This is a genomic window from Rubrobacter sp. M3-4, assembly GCF_059772285.1.
The window spans coordinates 325,703-339,814 of sequence record NZ_JCBAJP010000001.1; the positions used below are offsets into that span (position 1 = coordinate 325,703).

Below are 14,112 nucleotides of genomic sequence, written 5' to 3' on the forward strand. Positions count from 1 at the left end.
TAATCCCCGTTTTGTGAGGTTCGTACGAGAATTACCCGGTCCCAACGAAGTCTTCCTCCCCGACGGCACCCCGAGACCGATCTACCGCCCGCTGATCGAGGAACTGGAGAAGGTGGGGCCCGACCTCTGGGCCGAGTGCTGCCGGCTGGCGCACGAACTCTTGCTCGAGGAGCAGCGCTCCTTCGGCGTGAAGGGTGAAGACAAGACCCATCCGACCGAGTGGGTCCCCCGGATCGTCACGCCCGGAAACTGGGAGAAGCTCGAGCGAGGCCTGACCCAGCGCCTCAGGGCGATAAACGAGTTCCTCAGGCGCCTCGAGCAAGGAAAAGAGGAGGTCGTCCCCGAAGAGGTGCTGAGGACGAGCATCCTCTACGATGTCTCCACCCCGAACCGCTTCGGCCCGGTGCCGGTGCGTCAGATCGCCTTCGACGTAGTAGCGACGGGAGACCCCGAAGACCCCGAGTTCCTCGTGATAGAGGAGAACGCCAAGATGCCCGTCGGGCTCGCCCCGATGACCCGCCGGCGCAGGATGACCTCCGAGGTGATCTTCCCCGAATCCTACAAATCGCTCGGGGTGCGGACGCTCGAGGGCTGTCTGGAGCGACTTGGGCATTCTCTGCGCGCGGCTTCCCCGAAGGGCGACGAGGCGACGCTCGCGGTCGTCTCGGGAGGCCCGGCCGACCAGTTCTACCTCGACCACCACATCTACGCCAGAGCGATGGGCGCAATCCTCGCCGAACCGAAGGACCTCGTGGTGGACGGAGAGGGATGCCTGGTACACCGCTCCTCCGGCCGCAGGATAGACGTCGTCTACGAGCGGGTGGACGAGGACAGGCTCTACGCGGAGGTTCCGGGGTTGCTGGAGTGCCACCTGCAGGGCAGGGTGCACGTCCTCTTCGCCCCCAACTCCGAGGTCATAGACGACAAGGGCGTCTACGTCTTCGTGCCGGAGATGATCCGGCGCTACCTGGGCGAGGAGCCACTGATCGACAACCCTCCGACCCTCTCGCTCGCCGTCGAAGCGGATTACCGATACGTGATGGAACACTTCGGCGAGCTCGTCATCAAGAGCCGCGGCGGCTACGGCGGCAAGGAGGTCATGATCGGGCCGGAGGAGAGCAAGGAGAAGGTGGAGAGCTTCCGACGGAAGGTCGAGGCGAACCCGGTCGAGTACATCGCCCAGGAGATCATAGATTTCTCGACACACCTCGTCTGCGAGACGGACGAGGATGGACTCCTGCTGCGCGACTCCTACGCGGACTACCGCGTCATCGCGCTCGCACCCGACCCGGAGACGGTCGAGGTGGTCCCCGGCTCGCTCACCCGCGTGGCGGCGCCGGGCAGACACCTGGTCAACATCTCCAGCGGCGGCAGGATGAAGGACACCTGGGTACTGGAAGGCTGAAGGAGGGAAAGGAGCTCGCAACTATGTCCCGTCTCGAGGGAAAGGTGGCCGTAGTGACAGGAGCCTCCAGCGGTATCGGCGAAGCGACCGCGGAGGCGCTCTCGCGTGAGGGAGCGGCCGTCGTCGCCGCAGCCCGCCGCAAGGAGCGGCTCTCCTCTCTGATCGAGCGTATAGAGAAGGCGGGAGGAAGAGCGATCGCCGTCCCCTGCGACGTCACCGACGAGGAGCAGGCGCAAAAGATGATCCTGCGCGCGAAGGAGGAGTTCGGACGGGTCGACATCCTCGTCAACAACGCCGGGGTGATGCTCCTCTCCCGCGTGGACAAGGGCCTCACCGATCAGTGGCGCCAGATGTTCGAGGTGAACGTGATGGGGCTGCTCTACGCCACGAACGCCGCCCTCCCGATGATGAAAGAGCAGGGCTCTGGACACATCATAAACATCTCCAGCGTCGCCGGACGCAAGGTGCGCCCGACGGGCGCGATCTACTCCGGCACCAAGTGGGCGGTCAACGCCATCTCCGAAGGCCTGCGGCAGGAGCTCCTGGAGGATGACATCCGCATCACCGTGATAGAGCCGGGCGCCGTGGAGACCGAGCTCGCGAGCCACATAACCGACGAGGACGCGCTGGCCGAGCAGCGCCGCAGGTTCGGGACCATAGAGCCCCTGCAGGCGGAGGACATAGCCGCGGCCATAGTCTACGCCGCCACCCAGCCATCCCGGGTGAGCGTGAACGAGGTCCTGATCCGCCCGACCCGCCAGGCTAACTAGACGCCCGAAAAAGGGGGGCATCGCGGCCCCCCTTCATCTCCCCGGCTTACTTCTTCTCGACCGGAAACCCGGCCCTCTCCCAGGCGTTCATGCCCCCGGTCAGGTTGCGCACGTTCCCGAACCCCATCTCCGCCAGCTGCTTCGCCGCCCGGCTGCTGCGGCTTCCACTTCGACACACGACCACTATCTCCTTGAACCGCCGCAGATCCCCGGCCCTCCGCGGAAGCGAGGACGAAGGGATCAACTTCGCCTTGGGGATGTGCCCCTCCCGAAACTCCGAAGGCTGCCTCACGTCGACGATGATGGTCCCGCTCTTGTTCAGCTTGCGCCTCAACTCCCCCGGCGATATCGAAGACGCCAAATCATTCACCTCCACCAATTCACCATATAGCAATATAAGAACACAAAGATTATATCCGGATGGGGGTGGGGCTCAAGGCTAGTAGCGGGCCGACATCCTCATGCGGGTTCCTATCCGGGTATCCGGGCTCCCGTCCTCTGCTTCGAGCAGGCGGTTTATCGAGGCGACGGCGACCTCGAGCTCCCGGCGGGTGGGCTCCGAGGTGGTGAAGTAGCGCTGCAGGAAGTTACCGACGGCTATGGAGGGTCGGCTCTGGCCGAAGGCGAACCACAGTTCGGAGATGAGGATGAACTGGGCGATCGAGTACCACCACCAGGGTATGAGGGGTTCGAGGGCGGCGGCGATGATGATGTAGATGAGGATGTTCGTACCGCAGCGGGGATGGATGCGGCTGCTGACCCGGGCCTTCTCCATGGTCACCTCGCCGTACTTCTCGTAGGCGGCGACCGCCTTGTGTTCGGCGCCGTGGTAGCGGCCTATGGAGGTGAGCTTCATCGCCGCGAAGAACAGCACCAAGAGCGGCAGCATCGGGAAATCGGCGAGGAACCCCAGGAACCCGCCGAGAGATCCCAGGCCGCTGCCCAGCTCCAGCGCACGCACCAGGAGCCAGAGCGCGGCTATCGAGCCGACGAAGTAGGCGAGCGTCCACACCGATCCTCCGACCTGCACCAGGAGCTGTCCCCAGAAGAAGAAAGAGCGGATTATCGGCCAACCCGAGGCGCGCCGGAGCAGGGGGTTCTGGGGCTTCCAGACTTTCACCGGGTCTATGCGGATGAAGATCTCGCCGCTCTTCTTGCGGTACGCCGTGCTCATGTAGTGGGGGCCGAAGAGGTCGAGCCCGTCCCAGCGGGCCATCCCGCCGAGGAGCAGAGAGTCGCTGCCGGCCTTTCCCGCGGTGGACGTCTCAGCCACGCCGTTCTCCTTCCGAGCCATACGACACCCAAAAGGTTAGCACCGCCCAACGGGGGTGGCTACGCGGTGAGGGTGGAGAGCTTGAGAACGCCGTCCTCGCTGGCCAGCCGTCGTTCGGCCAGGAAGCCAGTGTAGACGTCGCCCTTCACGAACCCCTCGTCCTCCAGCACGGCCAGGTGCAGCGGCAGGGTCGTCTCCAGCCCGGCTATGGCGAACTCGTCCAGCGCGCGCACCCCGCGCCGGACCGCTCCGTGTCGGTCGTTAGCGTGAACGATGAGCTTCGCCAGCAGCGAATCGTAGTGCGGCGGGACGCGGTATCCGGGGTAGAGGTGCGAATCGACCCGCACGCCGGGGCCTCCGGGCGGGTTGTAGAACTCGACCTGTCCCGTCTGGGGGATGAAGTTCTTCCGGGGATCTTCGGCGTTGATCCTGAACTCCATCGCGTGGCCCGAGGCGGTGGGCCTCTCGGGGACGCTCATACCCTCACCGGAGGCTATCCGGATCTGCTCGGAGACCAGGTCCACCCCGGCCACCATCTCGGTCACCGGGTGCTCCACCTGCAGGCGGGTGTTCATCTCTATGAAGTAGAACTCGCCCCCCGAATAGACGAATTCCACCGTCCCCGCCCCCTCGTACTCCAGCGAGAGAGCGAGTGAGGCCGCCGCGTCCATCATCCTGGCGCGCACCTCGTCGGGGAAATTCGGGGCCGGAGACTCCTCCAGGAGCTTCTGGTGGCGGCGCTGGATCGAGCAGTCCCGTTCCGGGAAGGCCGCCACCCGCCCCCGGCCGTCGGCGAGCACCTGTATCTCGACGTGCCGCAGCCGCTCCAGGTAACGCTCGACGTAGACCGAGCCGTCCCCGAAGGCCGCCTTCGCCTCCCGGCTCGCCGCCACGAAGGCCGCCTTCGCCTCCCGCTCGTTCTCCACGACGCGCATCCCCTTCCCCCCGCCGCCCGCGGCGGCCTTGATCAGCAGGGGATATCCCACCTCCGCCCCGACCCGCATGACCTCCTCCGCGCTGGAACAGACACCTTCGCTGCCCGGAACCACCGGGACCCCGGCCCGAGCCGCCGTCTCACGCGCGGCCGACTTGTCTCCCATACGCGCTATCGCTTTCGAGGAAGGACCGATGAACCTGACGCCGCTGCGCTCGCAGATCTCGGCGAAGCGCGCGTTCTCGGAGAGGAAGCCGTAGCCGGGGTGGATGGCCTGAGCCCCGGAGACCTCCGCCGCGGAGATTATCGCCGGGATGTTCAGGTAGCTCTCGGAAGCCGGCGGAGGACCTATGCAGACTGACTCGTCCGCCAGGATCCGGTGCAGCGAATCGGCGTCGGCGGTCGAGTAGATCGCGACGCTCCGGACGCCCAGCTCCCGGCAGGCCCGTATGACCCGCAGCGCTATCTCGCCCCGGTTGGCTATGAGGACCTTGCCGATCATCACTACCCCTCCGGTCGGAGGTAGAAGAGCGGCTGGTCGTACTCGACCCCGGAGGCGTTCTCGACCAGCACCTCGACCACCTCACCCGAAACGTCGGCCGGGATCTCGTTCATCAGCTTCATCGCCTCGATGATACAGAGGGTCTGTCCGGCCTCGACCCGGTCCCCCACCTCCACGTACGGAGGATCGTCGGGGGACGGAGACCGGTAGAAAGTGCCGACGACCGGCGAGCGCACGGCGTGCAGCCCGTCGCCCTCCACCGCCGGAGGCTCCTCGGGGGCGGGGGGCTTCGCCCTCTCGGGTTCGTCCGGTAGGGACGGCGGGGCCGCCTGGACCGGAAGCCCCTCGCTCCTGGCCTTGACGGTCACCTCCAGGTCTCCCTGGCGGACGCTTATCTCTCCGATCCCGCTCTCCCGCAACAGCTCCACGAGCCGGCGAAGATCCTCGTGGGGCAGCATCTGCCGTCCGGCACCTTCAGCCTCGATCTTCTCTCTTCTCTCCTGCATGACCCGCGATTCTACACTCCCTGCGTTTGGAAAACCTGCCCCCGGTTGTACAATGCCCGAAGGCCATGGCAGCGCGAAAGACGATCCGGATACTCGACCCGCTCGTAGCCCAGCAGGTCGCCGCGGGGGAGGTAGTCGAGAGACCCGCCTCGGTCGTCAAGGAGCTCATCGAGAACTCGCTCGACGCCCACGCCTCCCGGATAGAGGTGGAGATAGAAGACGGCGGCACCTCCCGCATCCTGGTACGAGACGACGGCGAGGGCATGTCCGAGGAGGACGCCAGGCTCTCGGTGCTGCGTCACGCGACCTCGAAGATAAGCTCCGTCTCCGAGCTGGAGGCGGTGAGCACCCTGGGCTTCAGGGGCGAGGCGCTGCCCTCGATCGCGAGCGTCTCCTCGTTCGAGCTCACCACCTCCGATGGTTCCCCCGGAAGCGGCACCCGGGTCCGCGTGGAGGGGGGCTCCGAGGCAGAAGTCTCGGCAGCCCCGCACCCGAGGGGGACTACGGTGATCGTCGAGCGGCTCTTCTACAACGTTCCGGCGCGACGGGCCTTTCTGCGGGGCATCCGATCCGAGCGGGCAACCATAATGGACGTGGTGACGCACCTGGCGATCTCCCACCCGCAGGTCGCCTTCAGGCTCTCCGAGGGGGGGCGAGAGCACCTCTCGCTCCCTGCGGCGAAAGACCTCCTGGAACGGCTCGCCCAGATCCACGGCGTGGCCCGGGCGCGGGCCTTCAGGGAGGTCTCCTACGAGTCCGGGGCTTTCAGGATCGCGGGGTACGCCGCACTGCCGAGCGTCACGCAGAGCAACCGCAACTCGTGCCAGACGATCTCGGTGAACGGCCGCTGGGTGCGCTCCGAGAACCTCAACCGGGGCCTCGACGACGCCTACCGGGCGACGGTGCCGGCGGGCAGGTATCCTCCGGTGGCGCTGCACGTCGAGGTGGACCCGAGGAGGGTGGACGTCAACGTCCATCCCGCCAAACAGGTCGTGCGTTTCTCGGAAGAGCGGGCGGCGCGCGAGGCGGTGGCCTCCGCGGTGAGGCTCGCCATAGAGTGGCGCCCGCACCCGCCGACGGCAGCGCCCGAACGTCCGCTCCGCCCCACCGTCCAGCAACCCCTCGCGTCCGCACCGCGCCGGGAGGCACCCCCTTCCACGCGCCAGATCCCCCTGCAGATCGCGGAGGAGCGGAGGAGCTACCCGGAGGTGGACCTGAAGGAGGCGCAGCGCAGGGCCTCAGAGGCGGCGCGCGGGCCGGAGGAGTTCGCCCCCCCGGAAGCGCCCGAGCGGGGTGCGCTGCCATCACTGGAAGAGGTGCGGGTGATCGGCCAGCTCGCCGCCTGTTACATCCTGCTCGAAGATCCGTCGAGCCTGTGGGTCGTCGACCAGCACGTGGCCCACGAGAGGGCGATACTGGACCGCCTCACCGGCTCGGACGGGCCGCCCCAGGTGCAGGATCTGCTGGTGCCGGAGGTCGTGGAGCTCTCACCCTCCGAAGCCGAGCGTGCGGCAGAGAGCCTGGAAGAGCTCGCACTCTACGGGTTCGGGGCCGAGCCCTTCGGGCCCCGCTCGGTGCGCGTGACTTCGGCTCCGTCCATCCTCGCCGGCAAAGACATAGCCGGCGCGCTCTCCGACGCCCTGGCCGCGATAAGCGGCACCGAACCCGGACACCGGCGCGAGGACCGCATCCTGGCGACCATGGCCTGCCACGCGGCCGTGAGGCTCGGCGACAGGCTCTCCCAGCGAGAGATGGAGAGCCTGATCGAAGACTGGCTCACGAGCCGGCTTCCCGCGACCTGTCCGCACGGTCGCTCCATATGCTTCCGGATCGGAACACGGGAGATAGCCCGCAAACTCGACCGCCACTAGCCGTGCCGTCCCCTCTTTCACATCGGAAGCGAGCAGCGTGCAGCCTTCCCTGTAGCCATTTTCCTCCGGAACGGGTAATATGTCTTCCAAGCTGGTTACGCTGACTGTAGAAGAGGTCCGGTAGAGAATGTCCGCAACTCCGCATCGGGCGGAGGGTCGCCGGAACGCCCGGCGGCTGCATGTTTCCCGTTGTCCCGCATGTATCCCCTGGCTCCGGGCCGGAGGGTCGCCACGCACCCCGCGGCAAGTTTCGCCCTCACCCCGGCCCTAGACACCGGATGGGAGGAGAGACCATGCCCCTCGAGTTCAACAGCACCGGCGAGAGAGAGTACACGCTGGGCGTAGAAGAGGAGCTGCACATCGTGGACGGCTCGACCGGAGAGCTGGTTCCCAAGGTGGAGGAGATCATGCGCCGCCTCCCCGAGGAGCTCTCGGAGCACGTCTCCTACGAGCTCTTCCAGTCGGTGCTGGAGATAAAGACGCCCGTGTGCCCTTCCGCCCCGGAGATCCGCCAGAAGCTGCGGGAGCTGCGAGGCCGGGTGGGGTCGTGGGCGGCCGCCTGCGGGGCTTCGATCGCCTCGGCCGGCACCCATCCCTTCAGCCGCTACAAGGACCAGAAGATCACCGACCAGGAGCGCTACCGGGAGGTGCTCGAGCGGCTGCGCTGGATAGCCGAGAGAGAGGTGATCTTCGGCCAGCACGTCCACGTGGCGGTCCCGGGCCCCGAAGAGGCAATAGAGGCGCACAACCGGCTCTCCGAGGAGGCCCCGCTCCTTCTGGCCCTCTCGGCCAACTCCCCGTTCTGGCAGGGCATGGACACCGGGTTCGAGTCCACCAGGATCAAGATCTTCGAGTCCTTCCCCCGCTCCGGGCTGCCGCCGGCGTTCGAGGATTACGCGGCGTTCGAGGAGTACGTGGAGCGGATGGTGGACTCCGGAGCGATCGAGGACTACACCTTCTGCTGGTGGGACGTGCGCCCCCACCCGAAGTTCGGGACGATAGAGCTGCGCATCCTCGACGCGCAGACCAGCCTCAGGGCGGCAACGGCCCTGACGGCCCTCACCCAGTGCCTCGTCGCCCGCGCCCTCGACGGGGCGCCGAGGGGCCCTTACGACCGGGAGATTACGCTCGAGAACAAGTGGCGCGCCTCGCGGCACGGGATGGACGCCACCTTCTACGACCCGGTGGGGAAGATCCCCGTCCCGGCGCGCAAGATGGCCCGATCGCTCGTGGAGGAACTGAGGCCTTACTCCGCCTCCCTCGGATGCGAGGAGGAGCTTCTGGACGTACTCTGGATCGTCGAGAACGGGACCGGCAGCCAGCACCAGCGACGGATCTACGCGGAGAGCGGGGACTTCCTCGACGTGGTCGCCTTCCTCATAGAGTGCACCCGCCCGGCCCTGGCCGGGGAACCCGGCTGATCCGGTCCGCCGGGAGAACTAAAGAGGCGCCCCTGGGAGCTCATCGGATTCTCACGTGGGATTCATACGTCTCTCACCATCGCCTCATCCCCCTCTCATCCCCGCAACGGATAATCCCGGACAACCTGGCGGAAGAGATTGGATGACGAGTGCGAAGAAAAGAAGGAAGACCATCCGGAAATCCGGGAGCGCGTGGCGGACGTCGATCGCGGACGCCCGGGCCTCGTTCGAGGAGAAAGGGCGGTAGCTCGCTTTGATCGGCATACTGACGGCGGTGGTAAGCTGGGCCCTCGGGGTCATCCAGACGATGGGCTACCCGGGGATAGCCATCATCGTAGGGCTCGAGAGCACCGGCCTGCCCCTTCCGGGGGAGACGACCCTCCTCGGCGCCAGTTACCTAGCCTCGACCGGGCGATTCTCCCTGCCGCTCGTGATCGGATCGGCGGCCCTGGGTGCCATCCTGGGCGACTCTTTAGGGTACCTGATCGGGTACAAAGGCGGGAGGAAGCTCCTCGAACGATACGGCAGGTGGGTGGGCATCACCCCCGAGAAGCTGGGCCAAGCCGACCGTTACTTCGAGCGGCACGGGGCCAAGACCGTTTTCTTCGGCCGGTTCATAGCCGTCCTCCGGGTCCTCGCGGGGCCGCTGGCCGGGGCTTCCAGAATGCCCTACAGAAGGTTCCTGCTCGCCAACGTAACCGGTTCGATCACCTGGGCCTCGACCATGGGCGTGCTGGCCTACTTCTTCGGGAAGCCAGTGGCACACCTGTTGAGCGCGATGGGGATATGGGCGCTCGTGGCCATCTCGGTCTTCTTTCTCTTGCGATTCTCGCTCAAGAGCTGGAAGCGGCACCGTGAAAAACGGCTCTCCAGGCGCCTCGCCGGGTACGAGACCGACGCGCCTTCCACCCAGGCTGCTCCAGAGCGCGAGGAAAGCCCGGACGGGCGGACTCTCCCTCGCAGCGGCGTGTCCCCCGAATGAGCGACCGCCGCGCCTAGCGCTCCTCGAACCCCAGCGACCACATCCGGTCGAGATCGTAGTTGGAGTAGGTCCGGAAAGCGACCATCGTCTCGGTGCGGGCGACCCCGGGCACCTGGGCTATCTTCTCCGGCACGATCTCGGCCAGCCGCTCGAAGTCGGGGATGCGCACCATGACCACGATGTCGTACGGTCCGGTCACCGAGTAGGCTTCGGTGACCCCTTCGATCTCCAGCATCGCCTGGGCGGCCTCCTGCACCCTCTCCCCCTCGGTCGTGACGAGCACAACAGCTGTTACCAACTCTCCTCCTAGATTCCGAAGGTCAACTTCCCTGCGAGCGTGTTGTTCTCGGTGTATCGCTCTCCTCTCACAGGCCCCGCCTCCACCCTGACGTCGTCCGTCTCGTTCACCAGGCCGGGTCTGAACCCGTCGATCGTGACGGTGACTGAACCTCCGGGCGGGATCCGCCGGATGCGGGCCGTGTGGATCTGACGCCCGGTCTCGCCCTCGAGGACGACCTCGACCGGCACGCCGGTCTCGGCTGCCCGTCCTTCGTTCGCGACCTCGACCGCGAAAACCGGTCGGTCGGCGCCCTTCAGGACGACCGTCCCTCCCGCATAGAGCGGCCGCCCGCCGACCCTCACCCCGGAGATCGCGACCCCGTGAGAAGAGCCACCACCTCCCCCGAAGCCCAAGGCCCCGTAGTCCACGAAAGGTTCGGGGCGGTAGATGATCGCGGCGTCCTCGTTGATCTGACCCTCCTCGCGCAGCACGTCCTTGACCGCGGGCATGTAGTAGTCGGAGATCACGGCATCGCTCATCCTGTAGCCCGCCACGCTGTTCGAAAGGACACGGCGGAGACGCGCCTTCCCCTCCGAAGCGGCGCTGGCGAGCCTCTCGGTCTCCCGGGCCCTCATGCCCAGGGCACTCTGCAGGTAGTGGTGGGCCCGGACGAAGCGCCGGGGGACATCCTGGGACAGGAGCGTCCTCTCGTAGAGCTCCCGCGAGCGGGCGGCCGCCTCCCGCAGGTCCTCGCGGTCCCGGGACGAGAGACGTCCCGCCGTGGCATCCTTCAACGCCCGCTGCAGACGGCCGCTGCCGAGGCGTCGTGACTCGGTCAGAATGGAGTCAGAGGTCGCGACGTATTTCCTGATCCCGGTCGCATGCTGCGTCGCGACGCAGCCGCGCACCACAAACAGGATCACGCCCGCGGCGAAGATCAACAGGAGGGCGGATACAAGAACCGAGAGCGAGGGGGGCAAAGACCGGCGCCCCCTCTTCCTCCCGCGTCGGACGGGGCTCCTGTAGGCCTCCCGCTCTACGCTGCCCTCCCGGATCGGACTGTGGGCGAGGGGGGACTCGAACCCCCACGTCCTCTCGGACACTAGACCCTGAACCTAGCGCGTCTACCAATTCCGCCACTCGCCCGCGCTGCCTGACGCCCCGACGACGGGGCGTGCTGATTTTATCAGGAGCCGCCCCGGAAGACCACGGCCCATGAAACTCCGGTTCGCAAAGGCTATACAATACTGTTCCAATGGCCGAGGCACGGGTCATCGAGGGTCAGGGCCGCTACGTACTCGACGAGATCGTGGGGCGCGGCGGCTTCGCCACCGTCTGGCGCGCCCGGGCGCGCACGGGCGAGGTGGTGGCGATAAAGGTCATCCCCATCTACAGCGCTCAGGAGCGATCCAGGGCACTCAGGGAGGGGCAGATCGCCGAGGGGCTGCGCCACCGCAACATAGTCGAGACCATAGAGGTCATCCCGGGTGATACCGAGGTCTATCTGGTCACCGAGTTCGTCGAGGGACTTCCGCTGGACGAGGCGGCGAGGAGCTACACCCCGGAGGAGATAGAGGACGCCCTCTCACAGATACTCGAAGCACTCTCCTACGCCCACGCCCAGGGCATCGTCCACCGGGACATAAAGCCGCAGAACGCGCTCGTCGACCGGCGCGGCACGGTCAAGCTCACCGACTTCGGCATCGCCTACCGGGCCGGGGACACCCGCCTCACGCGGGTCGGATACGCGGTCGGCACGCCGGGGTACATGGCCCCCGAGATCATGAACGGCGATGCGGACCCGAGCGTGCTCACCGACATCTACGCCGTCGGGGCGACCGCCCGCACCCTCCTCGCCCGCCAGCCTTACGAACCCCCGGAACGCCTCTCGGAGTTCATAAGCCGCACCACCTCTCCCAACCCGGCCCACCGGCCCCAGAGCGCCCGCGAGGCGCTCGTGTTGCTGAGGGGCGAGAGGATCCCCCCACTCTTGGAGAAGGTCCTCGGAGGCACCCGTCAGGCGAAGATCCCCAAGAGGTACGCCGAGCACGTGTTGCGGGGGGCGAATGGGGCCGCGGCGGGGTGGCTCGGCTACTACGCCGCTGGCCTGCTCTTCAACGGAGCCCAGAGCCTGGGGATGGCCGCCGGGTTCGCCGTCCTGGGGTATCTGCTGCCCCGTCTCGCCGCGCTGGGAGCGATGGTGGCGCTCGCCGTCGCCCTGCTCAAGAGCGGGCAGATCGGGGCCGGGCTGGCGGGGGTGCTTCCGCTCGCCGCGCTCGGGTGGGTGGCGGCCGGGGGCAGGAGCAGGAGCCTCGGATGGCTGCCGCTCGGTCCGGTTCTCTCCGTCCCGCTCTCCTGGGTCGGGCTCGGGGCCGGGCTCCCGCTCTTTCTCGGCGCGCTGATGCGCCCCGTCGGGGCGGCGATCTCCGGGGCGGCGGCCGGAGCGGTGCTCGTCTGCTACGAACTCACCCTGGGGGACGGAGCCATCCCCTATACAGGGCTCATCTTCCAGAAGCTCTCCTCCGGAGCCAGCCTGCAGCAGGCCGTCGCCTACGGTCAGGCGGTGTTGCAGAGCAGCTACCACCAGCCCCTCTATCTGGTGGCGCTGTGGGGAGCCATGGCGGCGGTCGTGGCGGCGGCAGAGCGTCTCGGGTGGTGGGTAGCGGGGCTCGTGGTCGCGGTCGCCGGCGGCGTCCTGGGGTACGCCCTGCTCGTCTCCTTCGGTCCCGAGGCGCTCACGAGAGCGATGTCGTCGCTGGGGCTCGCCGGTATAATATACGCTGTGTTACGGTACCTCGGCGTCCGCGCGGGAAGGTAGCTTTTCTTGGGTTTTCTTAAGGAAATAGAGAAGCGCATGGAGTCCCTCGTAGAGGGGGTGTTCGGCAAGGCGTTCCGGCGGCAGATCCAGCCGATAGAGATCGCCAAGGGTCTCACCAAGCAGATGGACGAGGGGAGGATGGTCTCCGTCTCGCGCACCTACGCCCCGAACGATTTCACCGTCCACCTCTCGAAGGAGGACGCCGAGCCCATAGAAGCCTACCAGGACGCCCTCAGGGAGGAGCTCATCCAGTACGTCTCCGCCCACGCGGCCGATCACGACTATCACCTGATGACCCCGCCGAAAGTGCGCTTCGTCGTCGAAGATTCGCTGAGCTACGGGGAGTTCGGGATAACGGCGAAGCTGACCGGTCCCACCGACCGGCCGCGCGAGAAGGGGGCGCCGCAGGACACCTCGGGGAAGACCAGGATCTTCCGCACCGAGAACATCCGTCAGGAAGAGCCCGGGCAGAACACCGCCGCCATCTCCGCCGAGGAGGCGAAGAGCTTCGGTCTCTCGCGCGAGGTCGTCCAGCTCGTCCTCGACGGCAAGACCTACCCGCTCGAAGGGCAGGGGCCGTGGACCGTGGGCCGCTCGGCGGAGAACGACGTCGTCCTCTCGGACCCCAACGTCTCGCGCCACCACGCCCGCATCTCCCGCCTGGAGGGCGGGTTCGTGATCGAGGATCTGGGCTCGACCAACGGGACGCTGCTCGACGGGGTGCCCATAGACCGCGAACGCATAGACAACGGAGACGAGCTGACCTTCGGGCAGAGCACCGCGCGTTTCGTCCGACGCACCGAGACCTCCGGAGGCTCTCCGACCCCGTTCGGGCGCAGCGGCGGGAGGCGCTAGGCTTGGACCTACAGATCCCGCTTCTGGCGGCGAAGGCCCTCATCCTCCTGCTCCTCTTCGCCTTCGTGTACGCCGTGGTGAGGCGGGGGATAGGAGACCTGAGGGCCGTCCCGGAGGACGAGACCTTCGTGCCCGGCTCCTCCAACCCGATGAAGAAGCGCCCGGCCAGACACAGGATAATTTCGAAGGGCATCCCGGAGCTCGTCGTCGAGGGATCGGACATCTTCGAGCGCGACACCCGCTTCCAGATCGGGGACGGGACGATGACGATCGGGCGTTCCTCCTCCAGCGACATCGCGCTGAAGAGCGACGATTACGTCTCCTCCCGGCACGCCAGGATCACGCACCACGCCGATCTGCTCTACGTGGAGGATCTCGGCTCGACCAACGGGACCTTCGTCAACGGGCGCAAGATAGTCGGCGCCACGCCGCTGCGCTCGGGTGATACGATCCAGATAGGCTCGACGACCTTCCGGTACGTGGAGTAAGCTATCC

The 14,112-nt window shown here is 66.9% G+C and carries 14 protein-coding genes and 1 tRNA gene; 8 read left to right on the plus strand and 7 right to left on the minus strand.

From position 1 onward, the window contains the following. Positions 1–13: 13 nt before the first annotated feature. Positions 14–1,405 carry a circularly permuted type 2 ATP-grasp protein gene (locus AC6EKW_RS01565; protein WP_498513484.1) on the plus strand — a complete coding sequence of 464 codons (1,392 nt, stop codon included), beginning with the start codon at positions 14–16 and terminating at the stop codon, positions 1,403–1,405. A 23-nt stretch (positions 1,406–1,428) separates the two neighbouring features. Then, positions 1,429–2,175 carry an SDR family NAD(P)-dependent oxidoreductase gene (locus tag AC6EKW_RS01570; RefSeq protein WP_273887226.1) on the plus strand — a complete coding sequence of 249 codons (747 nt, stop codon included), beginning with the start codon at positions 1,429–1,431 and terminating at the stop codon, positions 2,173–2,175. Between the two features lie 46 nt (positions 2,176–2,221). Here AC6EKW_RS01570 and AC6EKW_RS01575 read toward each other — a convergent pair whose 3' ends face one another. From AC6EKW_RS01575 to accB, 4 genes are all read right to left on the minus strand, one after another. Next, positions 2,222–2,536, minus strand: a complete 315-nt coding sequence (locus AC6EKW_RS01575; RefSeq protein ID WP_273887225.1) for a rhodanese-like domain-containing protein — start codon at positions 2,534–2,536, stop codon at positions 2,222–2,224. Between the two features lie 78 nt (positions 2,537–2,614). Further along, positions 2,615–3,448: a DUF1385 domain-containing protein gene (locus AC6EKW_RS01580; protein ID WP_498513485.1), complete on the minus strand. Its 834-nt coding sequence runs from the start codon at positions 3,446–3,448 to the stop codon at positions 2,615–2,617. Between the two features lie 59 nt (positions 3,449–3,507). Further along, complete coding sequence (accC, locus tag AC6EKW_RS01585; RefSeq protein WP_273887223.1) at positions 3,508–4,884, minus strand: acetyl-CoA carboxylase biotin carboxylase subunit; 1,377 nt, start codon at positions 4,882–4,884, stop codon at positions 3,508–3,510. 2 nt (positions 4,885–4,886) lie between these two features. After that, entirely contained in the window at positions 4,887–5,390 is a 504-nt protein-coding gene (gene accB, locus AC6EKW_RS01590; protein ID WP_498513486.1) for an acetyl-CoA carboxylase biotin carboxyl carrier protein, read from the minus strand. 65 nt (positions 5,391–5,455) lie between these two features. On the opposite strand from accB, the gene mutL reads away from it, so the two are divergent. From mutL to AC6EKW_RS01605, 3 genes are all read left to right on the plus strand, one after another. Further along, positions 5,456–7,261, plus strand: coding sequence for a DNA mismatch repair endonuclease MutL (gene mutL, locus AC6EKW_RS01595; protein ID WP_498513487.1), 1,806 nt, complete (start codon positions 5,456–5,458; stop codon positions 7,259–7,261). A 293-nt stretch (positions 7,262–7,554) separates the two neighbouring features. Next, complete coding sequence (locus AC6EKW_RS01600) at positions 7,555–8,682, plus strand: glutamate--cysteine ligase (RefSeq protein ID WP_273887220.1); 1,128 nt, start codon at positions 7,555–7,557, stop codon at positions 8,680–8,682. A 253-nt stretch (positions 8,683–8,935) separates the two neighbouring features. Beyond that, positions 8,936–9,664: a DedA family protein gene (locus AC6EKW_RS01605; RefSeq protein ID WP_498513488.1), complete on the plus strand. Its 729-nt coding sequence runs from the start codon at positions 8,936–8,938 to the stop codon at positions 9,662–9,664. A gap of 13 nt (positions 9,665–9,677) precedes the next feature. On the opposite strand, the gene AC6EKW_RS01610 is transcribed toward AC6EKW_RS01605, so the two are convergent. The 3 genes from AC6EKW_RS01610 to AC6EKW_RS01620 form a co-directional block, all read right to left on the minus strand. Then, positions 9,678–9,962 carry an Lrp/AsnC family transcriptional regulator gene (locus AC6EKW_RS01610; RefSeq protein ID WP_273887219.1) on the minus strand — a complete coding sequence of 95 codons (285 nt, stop codon included), beginning with the start codon at positions 9,960–9,962 and terminating at the stop codon, positions 9,678–9,680. An 8-nt stretch (positions 9,963–9,970) separates the two neighbouring features. Beyond that, on the minus strand, positions 9,971–11,047 hold the full coding sequence (locus tag AC6EKW_RS01615; protein WP_498513489.1) for a hypothetical protein: 1,077 nt from the start codon (positions 11,045–11,047) through the stop codon (positions 9,971–9,973). Further along, positions 11,007–11,090, minus strand: a tRNA-Leu gene (locus AC6EKW_RS01620). Before AC6EKW_RS01620 ends, AC6EKW_RS01615 begins: the two co-directional genes overlap by 41 nt. Before the next feature lie 109 nt (positions 11,091–11,199). Here AC6EKW_RS01620 and AC6EKW_RS01625 point away from each other — a divergent pair. The 3 genes from AC6EKW_RS01625 to AC6EKW_RS01635 are packed head-to-tail and all read left to right on the plus strand — an operon-like array spanning position 11,200 to position 14,105. Then, positions 11,200–12,762: a serine/threonine-protein kinase gene (locus tag AC6EKW_RS01625; RefSeq protein ID WP_498513490.1), complete on the plus strand. Its 1,563-nt coding sequence runs from the start codon at positions 11,200–11,202 to the stop codon at positions 12,760–12,762. A 6-nt stretch (positions 12,763–12,768) separates the two neighbouring features. Continuing rightward, entirely contained in the window at positions 12,769–13,617 is an 849-nt protein-coding gene (locus tag AC6EKW_RS01630; protein ID WP_273887216.1) for an FHA domain-containing protein, read from the plus strand. A gap of 2 nt (positions 13,618–13,619) precedes the next feature. Then, the gene (locus AC6EKW_RS01635; protein ID WP_498513491.1) at positions 13,620–14,105 is read left to right on the plus strand and encodes an FHA domain-containing protein; all 486 of its coding nucleotides are present in this window, start codon (positions 13,620–13,622) and stop codon (positions 14,103–14,105) included. The last annotated feature ends 7 nt before the right edge of the window (positions 14,106–14,112 follow it).

What these genes read in the sequence shown, in the direction of transcription:
- AC6EKW_RS01570 (WP_273887226.1), top strand. Translation starts at nt 1,429, where the DNA reads ATGTCCCGTCTCGAGGGAAAGGTGGCCGTAGTGACAGGAGCCTCCAGC.
- accC (WP_273887223.1), bottom strand. Translation starts at nt 4,884, where the DNA reads ATGATCGGCAAGGTCCTCATAGCCAACCGGGGCGAGATAGCGCTGCGG.
- accB (WP_498513486.1), bottom strand. Translation starts at nt 5,390, where the DNA reads ATGCAGGAGAGAAGAGAGAAGATCGAGGCTGAAGGTGCCGGACGGCAG.
- mutL (WP_498513487.1), top strand. Translation starts at nt 5,456, where the DNA reads ATGGCAGCGCGAAAGACGATCCGGATACTCGACCCGCTCGTAGCCCAG.
- AC6EKW_RS01600 (WP_273887220.1), top strand. Translation starts at nt 7,555, where the DNA reads ATGCCCCTCGAGTTCAACAGCACCGGCGAGAGAGAGTACACGCTGGGC.
- AC6EKW_RS01625 (WP_498513490.1), top strand. Translation starts at nt 11,200, where the DNA reads ATGGCCGAGGCACGGGTCATCGAGGGTCAGGGCCGCTACGTACTCGAC.